The organism is Caballeronia sp. NCF2, from assembly GCF_023631205.1.
GTDB classification, from domain to species: Bacteria; Pseudomonadota; Gammaproteobacteria; order Burkholderiales; family Burkholderiaceae; genus Caballeronia; species Caballeronia zhejiangensis.
This window is the reverse complement of record NZ_JALQDN010000028.1, coordinates 207877-221812: the sequence shown is the minus strand read 5'-3', so window position 1 is coordinate 221812 and position 13936 is coordinate 207877. Positions and strand designations below refer to the sequence as shown.

Annotated in this window: 15 protein-coding genes and 1 tRNA gene; 9 read left to right on the top strand and 7 right to left on the bottom strand. The window is 62.7% G+C overall.

Translation table 11 applies throughout. The features are described 5' to 3' along the window. Window positions 1-65 precede the first annotated feature (65 nt). The 3 genes from NCS02_RS12150 to NCS02_RS12140 all read right to left on the bottom strand — a co-directional run bounded on the left by NCS02_RS12150 (window position 66) and on the right by NCS02_RS12140 (window position 2608). On the bottom strand, window positions 66-1355 hold the full coding sequence (locus tag NCS02_RS12150; protein WP_034471461.1) for an HlyC/CorC family transporter: 1290 nt from the start codon (window positions 1353-1355) through the stop codon (window positions 66-68). A gap of 143 nt (window positions 1356-1498) precedes the next feature. Next, window positions 1499-1575, bottom strand: a tRNA-Pro gene (locus NCS02_RS12145). A 40-nt stretch (window positions 1576-1615) separates the two neighbouring features. Beyond that, a complete protein-coding gene (locus NCS02_RS12140) occupies window positions 1616-2608 on the bottom strand; it encodes a polyprenyl synthetase family protein (RefSeq protein WP_008342955.1) in 993 nt (330 codons plus the stop codon). Window positions 2609-2865: 257 nt separating this feature from the next. On the opposite strand from NCS02_RS12140, the gene rplU reads away from it, so the two are divergent. The 4 genes from rplU to proB all read left to right on the top strand — a co-directional run bounded on the left by rplU (window position 2866) and on the right by proB (window position 5839). Beyond that, window positions 2866-3177 carry a 50S ribosomal protein L21 gene (rplU, locus tag NCS02_RS12135; RefSeq protein WP_008342953.1) on the top strand — a complete coding sequence of 104 codons (312 nt, stop codon included), beginning with the start codon at window positions 2866-2868 and terminating at the stop codon, window positions 3175-3177. Window positions 3178-3202: 25 nt separating this feature from the next. Further along, window positions 3203-3463 carry a 50S ribosomal protein L27 gene (rpmA, locus tag NCS02_RS12130; RefSeq protein WP_008342952.1) on the top strand — a complete coding sequence of 87 codons (261 nt, stop codon included), beginning with the start codon at window positions 3203-3205 and terminating at the stop codon, window positions 3461-3463. Window positions 3464-3609: 146 nt separating this feature from the next. Then, window positions 3610-4695 carry an Obg family GTPase CgtA gene (gene cgtA / locus NCS02_RS12125; protein WP_008342949.1) on the top strand — a complete coding sequence of 362 codons (1086 nt, stop codon included), beginning with the start codon at window positions 3610-3612 and terminating at the stop codon, window positions 4693-4695. A 25-nt stretch (window positions 4696-4720) separates the two neighbouring features. Next, window positions 4721-5839, top strand: coding sequence for a glutamate 5-kinase (gene proB, locus NCS02_RS12120; protein WP_008342948.1), 1119 nt, complete (start codon window positions 4721-4723; stop codon window positions 5837-5839). A 61-nt stretch (window positions 5840-5900) separates the two neighbouring features. On the opposite strand, the gene NCS02_RS12115 is transcribed toward proB, so the two are convergent. After that, a complete protein-coding gene (locus NCS02_RS12115) occupies window positions 5901-6464 on the bottom strand; it encodes a CNP1-like family protein (RefSeq protein WP_033537265.1) in 564 nt (187 codons plus the stop codon). 149 nt (window positions 6465-6613) lie between these two features. Then, on the bottom strand, window positions 6614-7258 hold the full coding sequence (locus tag NCS02_RS12110) for an RNA pyrophosphohydrolase (protein ID WP_008342943.1): 645 nt from the start codon (window positions 7256-7258) through the stop codon (window positions 6614-6616). Between the two features lie 221 nt (window positions 7259-7479). On the opposite strand from NCS02_RS12110, the gene NCS02_RS12105 reads away from it, so the two are divergent. Together NCS02_RS12105 and NCS02_RS12100 are read left to right on the top strand one after the other, a co-directional pair. Further along, window positions 7480-9216 carry a proline--tRNA ligase gene (locus NCS02_RS12105; protein ID WP_250523152.1) on the top strand — a complete coding sequence of 579 codons (1737 nt, stop codon included), beginning with the start codon at window positions 7480-7482 and terminating at the stop codon, window positions 9214-9216. Continuing rightward, window positions 9216-9815, top strand: a complete 600-nt coding sequence (locus NCS02_RS12100) for a MarC family protein (protein ID WP_008342940.1) — start codon at window positions 9216-9218, stop codon at window positions 9813-9815. Before NCS02_RS12105 ends, NCS02_RS12100 begins: the two co-directional genes overlap by 1 nt. Before the next feature lie 45 nt (window positions 9816-9860). Here NCS02_RS12100 and NCS02_RS12095 read toward each other — a convergent pair whose 3' ends face one another. Then, on the bottom strand, window positions 9861-10412 hold the full coding sequence (locus NCS02_RS12095) for a hypoxanthine-guanine phosphoribosyltransferase (protein ID WP_008342939.1): 552 nt from the start codon (window positions 10410-10412) through the stop codon (window positions 9861-9863). A gap of 124 nt (window positions 10413-10536) precedes the next feature. Continuing rightward, window positions 10537-11904 carry a signal recognition particle protein gene (gene ffh / locus NCS02_RS12090; protein ID WP_008342937.1) on the bottom strand — a complete coding sequence of 456 codons (1368 nt, stop codon included), beginning with the start codon at window positions 11902-11904 and terminating at the stop codon, window positions 10537-10539. A gap of 110 nt (window positions 11905-12014) precedes the next feature. On the opposite strand from ffh, the gene NCS02_RS12085 reads away from it, so the two are divergent. From NCS02_RS12085 to ampD, 3 genes are read left to right on the top strand one after another with little or no spacing between them, the layout of a single operon-like run. Continuing rightward, on the top strand, window positions 12015-12923 hold the full coding sequence (locus tag NCS02_RS12085) for a cytochrome C assembly family protein (protein ID WP_008342934.1): 909 nt from the start codon (window positions 12015-12017) through the stop codon (window positions 12921-12923). Window positions 12924-12950: 27 nt separating this feature from the next. Further along, the gene (locus NCS02_RS12080; RefSeq protein WP_034471463.1) at window positions 12951-13289 is read left to right on the top strand and encodes a PP0621 family protein; all 339 of its coding nucleotides are present in this window, start codon (window positions 12951-12953) and stop codon (window positions 13287-13289) included. Then, window positions 13286-13888: a 1,6-anhydro-N-acetylmuramyl-L-alanine amidase AmpD gene (gene ampD, locus NCS02_RS12075; protein ID WP_051996471.1), complete on the top strand. Its 603-nt coding sequence runs from the start codon at window positions 13286-13288 to the stop codon at window positions 13886-13888. The genes NCS02_RS12080 and ampD overlap by 4 nt, the downstream gene beginning before the upstream one ends. The last annotated feature ends 48 nt before the right edge of the window (window positions 13889-13936 follow it).

Sequence of the window (13936 nt, the reverse complement as noted above, 5' to 3'; positions counted from 1 at the left end):
GGCGGTCGAGTCGAGATGATCCGATGATCCCGTCCTCGGCCGTCGGCGCACAGTCGTCCGAATGGCTAACGCAGCGCGTGTCGCGTGCCTTCGGGCGGGCGGAAAATCTTGACGGTTCGGATCGCCTGGTCGTCGCTGCGCATGACTTCGAAGGTCACGCCCGCGATCTGCACCGAAACGTCGCCGTCGGGGATGTCTTCGAGCGTTTCGAGGATCAGGCCGTTGAGCGTTTTCGGGCCGTCCGTCGGCAGCGACAGATGCAGCCAGCGGTTCAGTTCGCGCAACGGCATGCTGCCCGCCACGATGCACTCGCCGCTCTCGTCCCAGCCGCCGCGCGAGCCGGCGCCGCGCGGAATCGTCGTCGTGAATTCGCCGATCAGCTCTTCGATGATGTCCTCCGGCGTGACGAGGCCCTGCAATTCGCCGTACTCGTCGACCACGATCGCGATACGGTGGCCGCTTTCCTGGAAGTACTGCAATTGCTGGAAGACAGGCGTGCCCGCGGGCACGAAATACGGTTCGGTGAGCAGTTCGCGCAGCGTGTCGCGCTCGAGTTCCTGGTTGTGCAGCGCCGAGAGCGTCTTGCGCACGTGCAGAATGCCGAGCACGCGATCGATGTCGCCCTGAAAGACGACCAGCTTGTTGTGGTAGCACGTCTCGAGCTGGTGCAGGATCTGTTCGAAGGGCGCGTCGAAGTCGAGCGCTTCGATGCGCCGGCGCGGGATCATCACGTCATCGACGGTGATGTTCTCCAGATCGAACAGATTGAGCAGGATGCTGCGGTGCTTGGTCGGCATGAAGCTGCCCGTTTCCAGCACGATGGTGCGCAACTCTTCGGGCGAGATCCGCTGATCGCGCTTGCCCTTCGTGTTGATGTGCAGTGCGGCGAGGATCGCGTTGGCGAACAGATTGACGAACCAGATGAGCGGCCGCGCGACGCGCATGAGCGGCGCGAGCACGAGGCTCGCCGGCAGCGCCACTTTCTCGGGATACGTCGCGCCGACGATCTTCGGCGCGATTTCCGCGAACACGATGATCAGGAATGCAATGACGCCCGTCGTGATCGACAGGACGAGGTTGTTATGGCCGAAGGTGCGCAGCGCGATGGATGTCGTGAGCACCGGGATGATCGTGTTGATCAGGTTGTTGCCGATCAGGATGACCGAGAGAAGCTGATCGGTCTTCGCGAGCAGGCCTTGCGTCGTGCGGGCGCGTAGCGATCCTTGGCTCGCCAGATATTTCAGGCGATGGCGATTGAGCGCCATCATCGACGTTTCGGAGATCGAGAAGAAGCCGGAAAGGAAGAGAAGCAGAAAAATGGCGCAAATTTGCGCCCATAAGGGAAGGTTGTCCACGCGGTGATCGAGTAGGGGCGGAGATGGGAGGCAATATAGCAGACGGGCCGGCAAGCTCGCCCTCGGCCTTTCGGCCAGCGTACGCGGTTTTGCCGCCGGAAATAAAAAACCCGCATGGCGAACCATGCGGGTTTTTGCAATTCTGGTCGGGGTGAGAGGATTCGAACCTCCGGCCTCTACGTCCCGAACGTAGCGCTCTACCAGGCTAAGCTACACCCCGAATTTGACCAACTTGGACTCTTACGCTGCTTCAGTCTCGTTCAAGACTGCCGTGACGTCGAGTAAGAACATAATTCTAGCAGGCTATCTTTGTAGATGGAAGAGGGAAATGAAGAAATCGCATTTGCCGCTGCCTGAGCTTCCTTGCGCGCGCATTCCAGCGTGTGATCGAGCGCGCCGGACGTCGTGATTGCGTGGAAGATCGTGTCGAAGCGATCCGTGCCGCCTTGCTCGATCGCCTCGCGTGCGAGGGCCGCCTGGTCCGGCGTGCCGTGCTCCATCAAATAAATGAGCGGCAGGGTGGGCTTGCCTTCGCGCAGGTCGTCGCCGGCGTTCTTGCCCATCGATTCGGGCGTGCCGGTGTAGTCGAGCCAGTCGTCCATGATCTGGAACGCCGTGCCGATGCGCCGGCCGAACTCCGCCGCCGCCGCTTCGGTCCGCGCATCCGCACCCGAAAGCACCGCGCCGAGCTGCGCCGCCGCTTCGAACAGCTTCGCCGTCTTGTAGCGGATCACCTGCATGTAACGGGCTTCGTCCACGTCCGGATCGTGCATGTTGAGCAGTTGCAGCACTTCGCCTTCGGAAATGATGTTGGTCGCGACGGACAGGATTTCCATCACGCGCATCTTGCCGACGCTCACCATCATCTCGAACGAGCGCGAATACAGGAAGTCGCCGACCAGCACGCTCGCCGCATTGCCAAACAGCGCGTTCGCGGTCTTGCGGCCGCGGCGCAAATCCGATTCGTCGACGACGTCGTCGTGCAGCAGCGTCGCCGTGTGGATGAACTCAACCACCGCCGCCAATTCGTGACGATGCCCGGTCGTGTCGCCCAGCGCGCCCGAGACGAGGAGCAGCAGCGCCGGCCGCAGCCGCTTGCCGCCCGCGCCGATGATGTACTCCGAAATCTGGTTGATCAGCATCACTTCTGATGCCAGGCGCTGCCGGATGACGCGATTGACCTGCTGCATGTCCTCGGCGATCGGGGCGAGCAGCGCGGCGGCGTTGGGAGAGGAAGTGGCGGTGGACGACATGATCGGCAAAAAGGGTAATCCGGCGGATTATAAGGCGAATCCGACAGACGCCGGGTGGTCCGGTGTTCCGACTCGCGCAATGTCGGCGAATTTCGGCTGCGATTCGCTTCGTTTTCGCCGAGGTTCGGAGCCGGATCGCGCGTTGCGCTGCCCGCGCGGGCATCGTCACGGCACTTTGACGTCGAGCGTAACTCTATGTATAATCGCGTGTTTTCCCCGCGTGGTGCGTGGAAAAAGAATTCTGAGTGAGGTTCTCAATGTACGCGGTCATAAAAACCGGCGGCAAGCAGTACAAAGTTGCCGTTGGCGAAAAACTTAAAGTAGAACAGATACCGGCAGACATTGACGCTGAAATCACGCTCGACCAGGTTCTCGCAGTAGGCGAAGGCGAATCGATTCAGTTCGGTACGCCGCTGGTCAGTGGGGCTTCCGTCAAGGCTACCGTCGTGTCCCAAGGTCGTCACAAGAAAGTGACCATCTTCAAGATGCGCCGCCGGAAGCACTACCAAAAGCACGCTGGCCATCGCCAGAACTACACCGAACTGCGCATCGACGCGATCAACGCGTAAGCGCATCGGTTAAGGAGCTAAGCAAATGGCACACAAAAAAGCAGGCGGGTCTTCCCGCAACGGCCGCGACTCCGAGAGCAAACGCCTCGGCGTGAAGGTGTACGGCGGCCAGGCAATCAACGCAGGCGGCATCATCGTTCGCCAGCGCGGCACGCGCATGCACCCGGGTGAGAATGTCGGCATCGGCAAGGATCACACGCTGTTCGCGCTGGCCGACGGTCACGTCAAGTTCGTGACCAAGGGCGCTGCGAAGAAGCACACGGTCGTCGTCGTCCCGGCAGCGTAAGTTTTACGCACGGGCTTCAGGACCGAAGAAATGGCCCCGCGAAGTTCGCGGGGCCATTTTTATTTGGTGCGGTCAAAAAATGGTTATGAGTGACCGGCCAGGTCGGTCACGGCAAAATAGAGCGAATACACGGGACGGAGCAACGCATGAAGTTCATTGACGAAGCGAGGATCGAAGTCATCGCCGGCGACGGAGGAGATGGCAGCGCGTCGATGCGCCGCGAAAAGTTCGTCCCGTTCGGCGGACCGGACGGCGGCGACGGCGGGCGCGGCGGCAGCGTCTACGCGGTCGGCGACCGCAACATCAACACGCTGATCGACTACCGGTTCTCCAAGAAGCATCAGGCGCGCAACGGCGAAAACGGCCGCGGCGCGGATTGCTACGGCAAGGGCGGCGACGACATCACGCTGCGCATGCCGGTCGGCACGATCATTTCGGATCAGGAAACGGGCGAGATCATCGCCGATCTGACCGAGCACAATCAGCAGGTCTTGATCGCGAAGGGCGGTGCGGGCGGCCTCGGCAACCTGCATTTCAAGTCGAGCACGAACCGCGCGCCGCGTCAGAAAACCGACGGCAAGCCGGGCGAGCGCCGCATGCTCAAACTCGAGCTGAAAGTGCTCGCGGATGTCGGTCTGCTCGGCATGCCGAACGCGGGCAAGTCCACTTTCATCTCGTCGGTGTCGAACGCGCGGCCGAAGATCGCGGATTATCCGTTCACGACGCTCGCGCCGAATCTCGGCGTGGTGCGCGTCGGGCCGAGCAAGAGCTTCGTGATCGCGGACATTCCGGGTCTCATCGAAGGCGCGGCGGAAGGCGCGGGCCTCGGGCATCGTTTCCTGCGGCACTTGCAGCGCACGGGCGTGCTGCTGCATCTCGTCGACATGGCCCCGTTCGATGAAAACGTCGATCCGGTCGCGGAAGCGAAGGCGATCGTCAACGAACTGCGCAAGTACGACGAGCAGCTTTACGAGAAGCCGCGTTGGCTCGTGCTGAACAAGCTCGACATGGTGCCGGAAGACGAACGCGAGGCGCGCATCGCCGATTTCGTCGAGCGCTTCGAATGGGACGGTCCGGTCTACGAGATTTCAGCGTTGACCGGTCAGGGCTGCGAGGCGCTCACCTACGCGATCTACGATTACATCTCGCAGCATTCGGACGCATCGCGCGCGGCTGAAGCGGAAGATCTCGCCGCCGACGTGCGCTTCCGCGACGACGAAACGAAGGAATAAAGCAACCACGAGGAGAAAGCGCACGATGCGTTCGGTCATCGCCGCTGCGAAGCGAATCGTAGTGAAAGTAGGGTCGAGCCTCGTCACCAATGACGGTCGCGGGCTCGATCATGCGGCAATCTCGCGCTGGGCGTCGCAAATCGCGGCGCTGCGCGAACAGGGCAAGGAAGTCGTGCTCGTGAGTTCGGGCGCGATCGCGGAAGGCATTCACCGGCTCGGCTGGACAAAGCGACCGCGCGAAATCGACGAATTGCAGGCGGCGGCCGCGGTCGGCCAGATGGGTCTCGCGCAAGTCTACGAAAGCAGCTTCGGCGCGCACGGCATCCGCACCGCGCAGATTCTGCTCACGCACGCCGATCTCGCCGATCGCGAACGCTATCTGAACGCGCGCTCGACGCTGCTCACGCTGCTGCGCCTGGGCGCCGTGCCGATCATCAACGAGAACGACACCGTCATCACCGACGAAATCAAGTTCGGCGACAACGACACGCTCGGCGCGCTCGTCGCGAATCTGATCGAAGGCGATGCGCTCGTCATTCTCACCGATCAGCGTGGCCTCTTCACCGCCGATCCGCGCAAGGACCCGAACGCGACGCTCGTCGAGCAAGCCGACGCCGGCACGCCCGAACTCGAGCAGATGGCGGGCGGCGCGGGTTCGAGCCTAGGACGCGGCGGCATGCTGACCAAGATTCTCGCGGCGAAGCGTGCCGCGCACAGCGGCGCGAACACGGTCATCGCGAGCGGCCGCGAAGCCGATGTGCTCACGCGCCTCGCATCGGGCGAGATGATCGGCACGCAACTCATCGCGCGCACCGCACGCATGGCGGCGCGCAAGCAGTGGATGGCGGATCACTTGCAGGTGCGCGGGCATGTCGTCATCGACAAGGGCGCGGTCAACAAGCTCACCGCCGACGGCAAGAGCCTTTTGCCGATCGGCGTCATCGACGTGAAAGGCGCCTTCGATCGCGGCGAAGTAATCGCGTGCGTCGACGATCAAGGGCAGGAAGTCGCGCGCGGCATCACGAACTACAGCAGTTCGGAGGCGCGGCTGATTCATCGCCGGCCGAGCGGCGAGATCGAATCGGTGCTCGGCTACATGCTGGAGCCGGAACTGATCCATCGCGACAATCTCGTGCTCGTCTGAAACGAAAACGCCCGCTGAATCAGCGGGCGTTTTCACATCGTCACGCCGACGCGCGGCGCAATCAGCGCAGATTGATCACGCTTTGCGTGCGCTTGTATTCCATGTTGTTGACGATCTGTTTCGCGGTGCCGACGGGCAGCTTGCTCGTGCAGAAATAATCCTGATAGAGCGCCGCCTGATACGCGTTCAGCTCGCCGTTTTCGATGCGCTTGAAGTCGAATGCGGAACCTTGATCCCAGCCGTTCTGATCGTCGTTGATGCTCGCGTAGCGACGCCATTCGTAGGTGTCGCAACGAATGCCTTCATAGTTGACGTTGCGCGCGCCCGCCGGACTCGTCGCGACGATCACGTAACGAATGACGCCATCCTTGCCGACCGTGAGCGTGGTCTTGTCGACGGCGAACGTGAGCGGCGTGTTCTGCGACACGTTGAACGCGACCAGATTCGATGCCTGCGGCAGCGGTGGCATCGTGTCGATTTTTTCTTCGGTCCAGTTCGGCTTGCGGTCGAGCAGATAGGTGAACACGCCGTCGTCCTGCGTGGACGGCGCCTTGTTGCTGGAACAGCCGGCGAGCACGGCGAGCGCTGCCGCGGATGCCGCGATTACCGCGAGTGAGGCATTCACTTTCAATTGGGTCTTCCCGGAAACATGCGCGCGGGCTTCATGCGCCCGCCCGGCGGAACAAAGCGAGATGGCACGGCGAGAAGTTCGCCGTGTCATCGATCGCAATCGCGTTGAGTGTCAAAGTGCTCGAAGCGTTGCAGTGCCCGGATTCACGATGAGCGCTGCACGATCACATGCACTTCTTCGCTGACCGTGCATTCTGCCTGAACTGCCGCGCCGGAGGCAGTAACGGCAGGAGCTTCGATCGTCATCGTCTGGACGACGCGTGGATAGCGCGGTCCGTGATGCGCGGCTCGCTCGCCGCGCTCACCGCGGGAGTTGGTACGCCGCAGAAAGCGGGACAGCTCGGATAGAGCCATTTGATAAACGTCGCGCTTGAACTCGATGACCGCATCCAGCGGTACCCAATACTCGTTCCAGCGCCAGGCATCGAATTCCGGATGGTCCGTCGCGCGCAGGCAGATGTCGCAATCGCGGCCCACCATGCGCAGCAGAAACCAGATCTGTTTCTGACCGCGATAATGTCCGCGCACCTCGCGCTTGATGAACTTGTCCGGCACCTCATAACGCAGCCAGTCGCGCGTGCGACCCACAACTTTTACATGCTCCGGTAGCAGGCCGGTTTCTTCGTGTAACTCCCGATACATCGCTTGCACAGGGGTCTCACCGTATTTGATGCCCCCTTGCGGAAACTGCCAGGAATGTTCACGCAGCCGCTTGCCCCAAAACACTTCGTTGCGCGCGTTCAAGAGGATGATGCCGACGTTCGGGCGAAAGCCTTCACGATCCAGCATACAGCCACCTTCAAATCCTTTAAAATTGCTTTGATTATAAACAGTTATTGGCCTCGACGCACTGGCACGAACCCCAATTCGGGGCGTCCGTGTGAATGTCTTTGCCAGAGCATCCGGCAGGCGGCAAAATCTTCTTTTCTCGCCGGTCGTTCCGTCGTTCACCTTGATCCGCCTGCTTCGGCGCTATCCGCTCCGAAGCGCGCCGCATTTGGAAAATTTGAATGAAAGCATCCCGTTTCTTCATCGGCACCCTGAAGGAAGCTCCCGCCGACGCCGAGATCGTCAGCCACAAGCTGATGATGCGTGCAGGCATGATCCGCCGCGTCGCGGGCGGCATCTACGATTACATGCCGATCGGTCTGCGCTCGGTGCGCAAGGTCGAGGCCATCGTGCGTGAAGAGATGAACCGCGCGGGCGCGCTCGAATTGCTGATGCCCGCCGTGCAGCCCGCCGAACTGTGGCAGGAGTCGGGCCGCTGGGAGCAATACGGCCCGGAACTGTTGCGTTTCAAGGATCGCCACGAGCGCGATTTCGTCATGGGCCCGACGCACGAGGAAGTCGTGACGGACATCGCGCGCCGCGAGATCAAGAGCTATCGCCAGTTGCCGGTAAACTTCTATCAGATTCAAACGAAGTTCCGCGACGAAATCCGCCCGCGCTTCGGCGTGATGCGCGGCCGCGAATTCATCATGAAGGACGCCTATTCCTTCGATAAAGACCTCGACGGCCTCGCAGAGTCGTATCGCAAGATGTACGAAGCCTACGTGCGCATCTTCACGCGCATCGGGCTGGAGTTCCGCGCGGTCGCGGCGGACAACGGTTCGATCGGCGGCAGCGGTTCGCATGAATTCCACGTGATCGCCGATACGGGCGAGGATGACATCGCGTATTGCCCGAGCTCGGACTTCGCGGCGAACGTCGAAGCCGCCGATGCGCTGCCGCTCATCGCGCAACGCGCCGCGCCGACCGAAGAACTGAAGAAGACGCCCACGCCCGGCGCCGCGAAGTGCGAGGCGGTCGCGCAGCTTCTGAACATTCCGCTGGAACGCACGATCAAGTCGATCGTTCTCGCGACCGACAACGAAGGCGCCGAACCGACCATCTGGTTGCTGATGCTGCGCGGCGATCACTCGCTCAACGACATCAAGACGGGCAAGCTGCCGGGCCTGAAGGGTTATCGCTTCGCGACGGAAGCCGAGATCGTCGAATGGTTCGGCACGCCGCCGGGCTACCTCGGTCCGCTCAACACGAAGAAGCCGGTGCGCGTGATCGCGGACCGCACGGTCGCGAACATGAGCGACTTCGTCGTCGGCACGAACGAGGTCGATTACCACACGACCGGCGTGAACTGGGGCCGCGATCTGCCCGAGCCGGAAGTCGCGGACATTCGCAATGTCGTCGCGGGCGATCCGTCGCCGGACGGCAAGGGCACGCTCGAAATCTGCCGCGGCATCGAAGTGGGTCACGTGTTCCAGCTCGGCACGAAGTATTCCGATTCGATGGGCGCGACCTTCCTCGACGAAAACGGCAAGCCCGCGCCGATGCAGATGGGCTGCTACGGCATCGGCGTGACGCGCGTGCTGGGCGCGGCAATCGAACAGAATTTCGACGACAAGGGCATTATCTGGCCGGAAGCCATTGCGCCGTTCGAAGTCGTGATCTGCCCGATGGGCTACGACCGCAGCGACGCGGTGCGCGAGCAGGCCGACAAGCTGTACGCGACGCTGCAGCAGGTCGGCATCGACGTGATTCTCGACGATCGCGGCGAGCGTCCGGGTGTGATGTTCGCGGACTGGGAATTGATCGGCGTGCCGCATCGCATCGTGATCGGCGATCGCGGGCTGAAGGAAGGCAAGCTGGAATATCAGGGCCGCCGCGACGCGGAAGCCACGCTGCTGCCGGTCGATGAAGCCGCCGATGTCGTCGTCGGGAAAGTGCGGGCCGCGCTCGCGAAGTAATGCAGTACAACTTCCTGTCGGCGACGATCCTGCTGCTGCTGATCACCGATCCGCTCGGCAATATCCCGATCTTCATCAACGCGCTGCGCGGCGTCGCCAAAGAGCGGCGCCGCGTGGTCGTGCTGCGCGAAGTGGCGATCGCGTTCGTCATTCTGCTGGTGTTCATGCTGGCGGGCGATCGCTTCCTGCGCGCGATGAACCTCACCGATGTCTCGTTGCGCATCGCGGGCGGCATCGTGCTGTTTCTGATCGCGCTGCGCATGATCTTTCCGCATCCGGACGGCGCGATGGGCGGCGATTCGCGCGGCGGCGAGCCGCTGATCGTGCCGCTCGCGATTCCGGCGCTGGCGGGGCCATCGGCGCTCGCGACGGTGATGCTGCTGACGTCGCAGGCGCCCGGCAAAATGTTCGAATGGATCGGCGCGCTCACGGTGACGATGATCGTCTGCGCGATCGTGCTGATTCTCGCCGAGAAGATTCAGCAATGGCTCGGCGAGCGCGTGGTGACGGCTTTCGAGCGTTTGATGGGGCTTGTCCTTGTCGCGATTTCCGTCGAGATGATGCTCACGGGCATACGCACTTTCGTGCATCAGCTATGAAAAAAGCGGCCCGCGGGCCGCTTTTCTTTTGGATACGGGCGGCGATCACGCCCCTTCCGTCAACGCCCGGATCGTCGGCAGATTACGCCAGTAACCCTTCGCGTCCATCCCGCAGCCGAACACGTAACGATCCGGCACTTCGAATCCGCAAAAATCCGGACGCAGCGGCTTCGCCTTCGGGATGATCTTCTCGCACAGCACCGCGGACAGAAACGTCTTCGCGCCCATCGCCATGATGCGATCGCGGATCGCGGCCATCGTTTCGCCTTCGTCGAGAATATCGTCGAGCACGAGCACCACGCGATCCTTCACCGATTCCGCCGGCGCGACGCGCCACTGCATCTCGCTGCCGCCCTTGATGGCGTTGCGATAGCGCGTCAGGTGGATGTAATCGAACTCGAGCGGGAAGTCGAGATGCGGCAGCAGCATGCCGGTGAACACGGCCGCGCCCCCCATGACCGAGAGCACGAGCGGGAAGTCGTCTTTCGTCGCAGCCTTGATGGCCGTGGCCATCTTGCCGATCGATGCGTTGACTTCGTCAGCCGTCACGATCTCTTCTGAGTGGCTGAAAATATGGAGGGCTTCTTCGCGATTCATAAGGGGAAGCGGGAAAGGCTGACTTCTAAGTGTGGAAAAAAACGGCGGCGTGCGCCATATGATAAACCCGCGTTTCTTTCGAGTCGGACGCCCGAAGAGAACGCGGGTTCAATAAAAGTGCGGGTCAGCGCATGCCGGGCAGCATGCCCTTCATGCCGCGCATCATCTTTTGCAGGTTGCCGCCTTTCAGCTTCTTCATCATGCCGCGCATCTGCTCGTACTGGTTGAGCATGCGGTTCACCTCCTGAACGTGCACGCCCGCGCCCGCGGCGATACGGCGTTTGCGCGCCGCCTTGATGAGCTCCGGCTTCGCGCGTTCCTGCAGCGTCATCGAATTGATGATGCCTTCCATGCGGCGCATCTGCTTTTCCGCGTTGTTCATGTCCGCGCCTTGCGCGGCCTGCTGAAACTGCGCGGGCAGCTTGTCCATGAGTGACGAAAGGCCGCCCATCTTCTTCATTTGCGAGAGCTGCGCCTTGAAGTCGTTCAGATCGAAGTCGCCGCCTTTCTTGACCTTGTCGGCGAGCTTCTGCGCGGCCTGGCTGTCGACGCCGCGTTGCGCTTCCTCGACGAGCGCGAGAATGTCGCCCATGCCGAGAATCCGGTTCGCCATGCGATCCGGATGGAAGACTTCGAGGCCGTCGAGCTTTTCCGCGACGCCGACGAACTTGATCGGCTTGCCGGTGACGTTGCGCACCGAAAGCGCCGCGCCGCCGCGCGAATCGCCGTCGAGCTTGGTGAGCACGACGCCGGTAAGCGGCAGCGCGTCGTTGAATGCCTTCGCGGTGTTGACCGCGTCCTGCCCCAACATGGCGTCGACGACGAAGAGCGTTTCGGCGGGCTTGAGCAGCGCGTGCAGCTCGCTGATTTCCTTCATCATCGCTTCGTCGATACCGAGACGGCCGGCCGTATCGACGATCACCACGTCGTGATAGTGCCGCTTCGCCCAGTCGATCGCCGCGCGCGCGATATCCGCGGGCTTCTGATTCGCTTCCGACGGGAAGAAGTCGGCGCCGACCTGTTCCGTCACCGTCTGCAACTGACGGATAGCGGCGGGGCGATACACGTCGACGGAAACGGTGAGGACCTTCTTCTTGCTCTTTTCGCGCAGCAGCTTGGCGAGCTTGCCGGTCGTGGTGGTTTTGCCCGCGCCCTGCAGACCGGCCATCAGGATCACGGCGGGCGGCGCGACCGCCAGATTCAGCTCGGCTGCCTTGCCTTCGTAATCGCCGCCGATCACGGCCGTCAGTTCCTTCTGGACGACGCCGACGAGCGCCTGACCCGGCGACAGGCTCGACAGCACTTCCTCGCCGAGCGCCTTTTCCTTCACCTTCGCGATGAACTCGCGCACGACCGGCAGCGCGACGTCGGCCTCGAGCAGCGCGAGACGCACTTCCCGCAACATCTCTTGCGTGTTGGCCTCGGTGAGCCGGGCTTCGCCGCGCAGCGTCTTGACGACGCGGGCCATCCGTTGAGTCAGGTTATCGAGCATGGGAAACGGTAGTGAATGCGGCCCTTTTTCAGCGCAAAACGACGTAATCGCCCCGCGTTGCCGCAAGGGAGAAAACGTCGTGATTCAAGGGCCTAGTGTAAACTTCGAACATGGATATTGTACTGTATGCCCTCACTGCGCTTCTCTATGGCGGACTCGCCGTAGCGGGCTGGCGCGCGCATCGCCACACGGCCGTGGAGCCGGCGCTGGCCGGCGTGCCTCCGGGCATCGCATCGCCGGCGGCGGCCAAAAAATCGCCGGACATGGGCGGATTGGGCCGCGCTCTATTATTAGTAGCGTTGCTCGTGCACGGCCTCCTGCTGCACACGACCATCTTTCCCCAGAACGCGATGATCTTCGGCTTCGCGTTCGCGCTCTCCGCGATGTTCTGGCTCGGCGCGGGCATCTACTGGATCGAGAGCTTCTTCTTTCCGCTCGACGGCCTGCGCCTGCTCGTATTGCCGCTCGCGTGCATCGCGTCGCTGTTGCCGCTCGTCTTCGGCGGCGTGCGCGTGCTGTCGTATTCCGCCGCGCCGATGTTCAAGCTGCATTTCCTGATCGCGAACATCGCGTACGGACTCTTCGCGATCGCCGCGCTGCACGCCGTGCTCATGCTGATGCTCGAACGCCGCCTGCAGCGCATGCGCGGCCTCGCGACGCGTCATACCGGCAATGGCTGGCTCGCGAGCTGGCTCGACACGCTGCCGCCGCTTCTGACTCTTGAAAAGCTGCTGTTCCGCCTGATCGCGGCGGGCTTCGTGCTGCTCACGCTCACGCTCGTGTCGGGCATCGCGTTCAACGAGCAACTGGTCGATCGCGCGCTGCGCTTCGATCACAAGACCGTGTTCGCGTTCGTCTCCTGGCTGATGTTCGGCGCATTGCTCACCGCGCGCCGCCTCTCCGGATGGCGCGGACGCGCCGCGTTGCGCTGGGTGCTGGCGTCGTTCGCCGCGCTGCTGCTCGCGTACGTCGGCAGCCGCTTCGTGTTCGAAGTGCTGCTGCATCGCGCGGTCGTCTGAGCGTCTGAATCTATCGGCATTGAATCGATGCGAAATTTCTTCTTTCTGATCGTCCTCTTTTTCCTGTGCCAGTGGCTTCTGAAGAAGCTGCGCCGCGCGAACGAGCGCGCGCAGCAGGGCGACGCGCCAGCCGGCGGCGCGACCGCGGGCGGAGCGCATGACGCACGCCGCGCCCGCAGCGGCAACGGTCATGGCAACGGCGCGGCCGCGAGCGCGCCGCAACTCGCCGATCCGCTCATCCGTTGCGCGCAGTGTGGCGTGCACACGCCGCGCAGCGAATCGATCATCGTCGCGGGCGAGCGCTTCTGCTGCAGCGATCACGCGCGCCATTACGCGGCCCGTCCGACCGGACGCGACGCACGATGAACACCAACGTCGTCAGACAGCGCGATCCGCATATCGACGCGCAAGGCTGGTTCACGCACGCGACGCGCCTGCCGTCGCCGAACTTCGAGGCGCGTCCGGGCGACGCGGTGCCGACGCTCATCGTCGTGCACAACATCAGCCTGCCGCCCGACGATTTCACGACGAACGCCATCGCCGATTTCTTCCTCAACAAGCTCGATCACGACGCGCATCCGTACTTCGATCATCTGCGCGGCATGCGCGTGTCGGCGCACTTCGTGATCCGTCGCGGCGGCGCGATCGAGCAGTTCGTCTCCTGCGACGAACGCGCGTGGCACGCGGGCGTCTCGTCGTTCTGCGGGCGCGAGCGCTGTAACGACTTTTCGATCGGCATCGAGCTCGAAGGCAGCGATCGCGTGCCCTTCGAAGACGCGCAGTACGACGCGCTCGCCGCGCTCGTGCGAGTCGTGGTGAAGCGCTATCCGATCGATGCAGTCGCGGGTCACTCGGACATCGCGCCCGGCCGCAAGACCGATCCGGGCCCGCATTTCGAGTGGTCGCGTCTGCGTCACGGCAGCGCGCTGCCGCCGTCGTTCTTTCCGTTTCAATCCAACATCTGAGCGCTGCGTAAGGTCTTTCTCGTTGCGGCGCAGCAGCGTCGCGCGCGA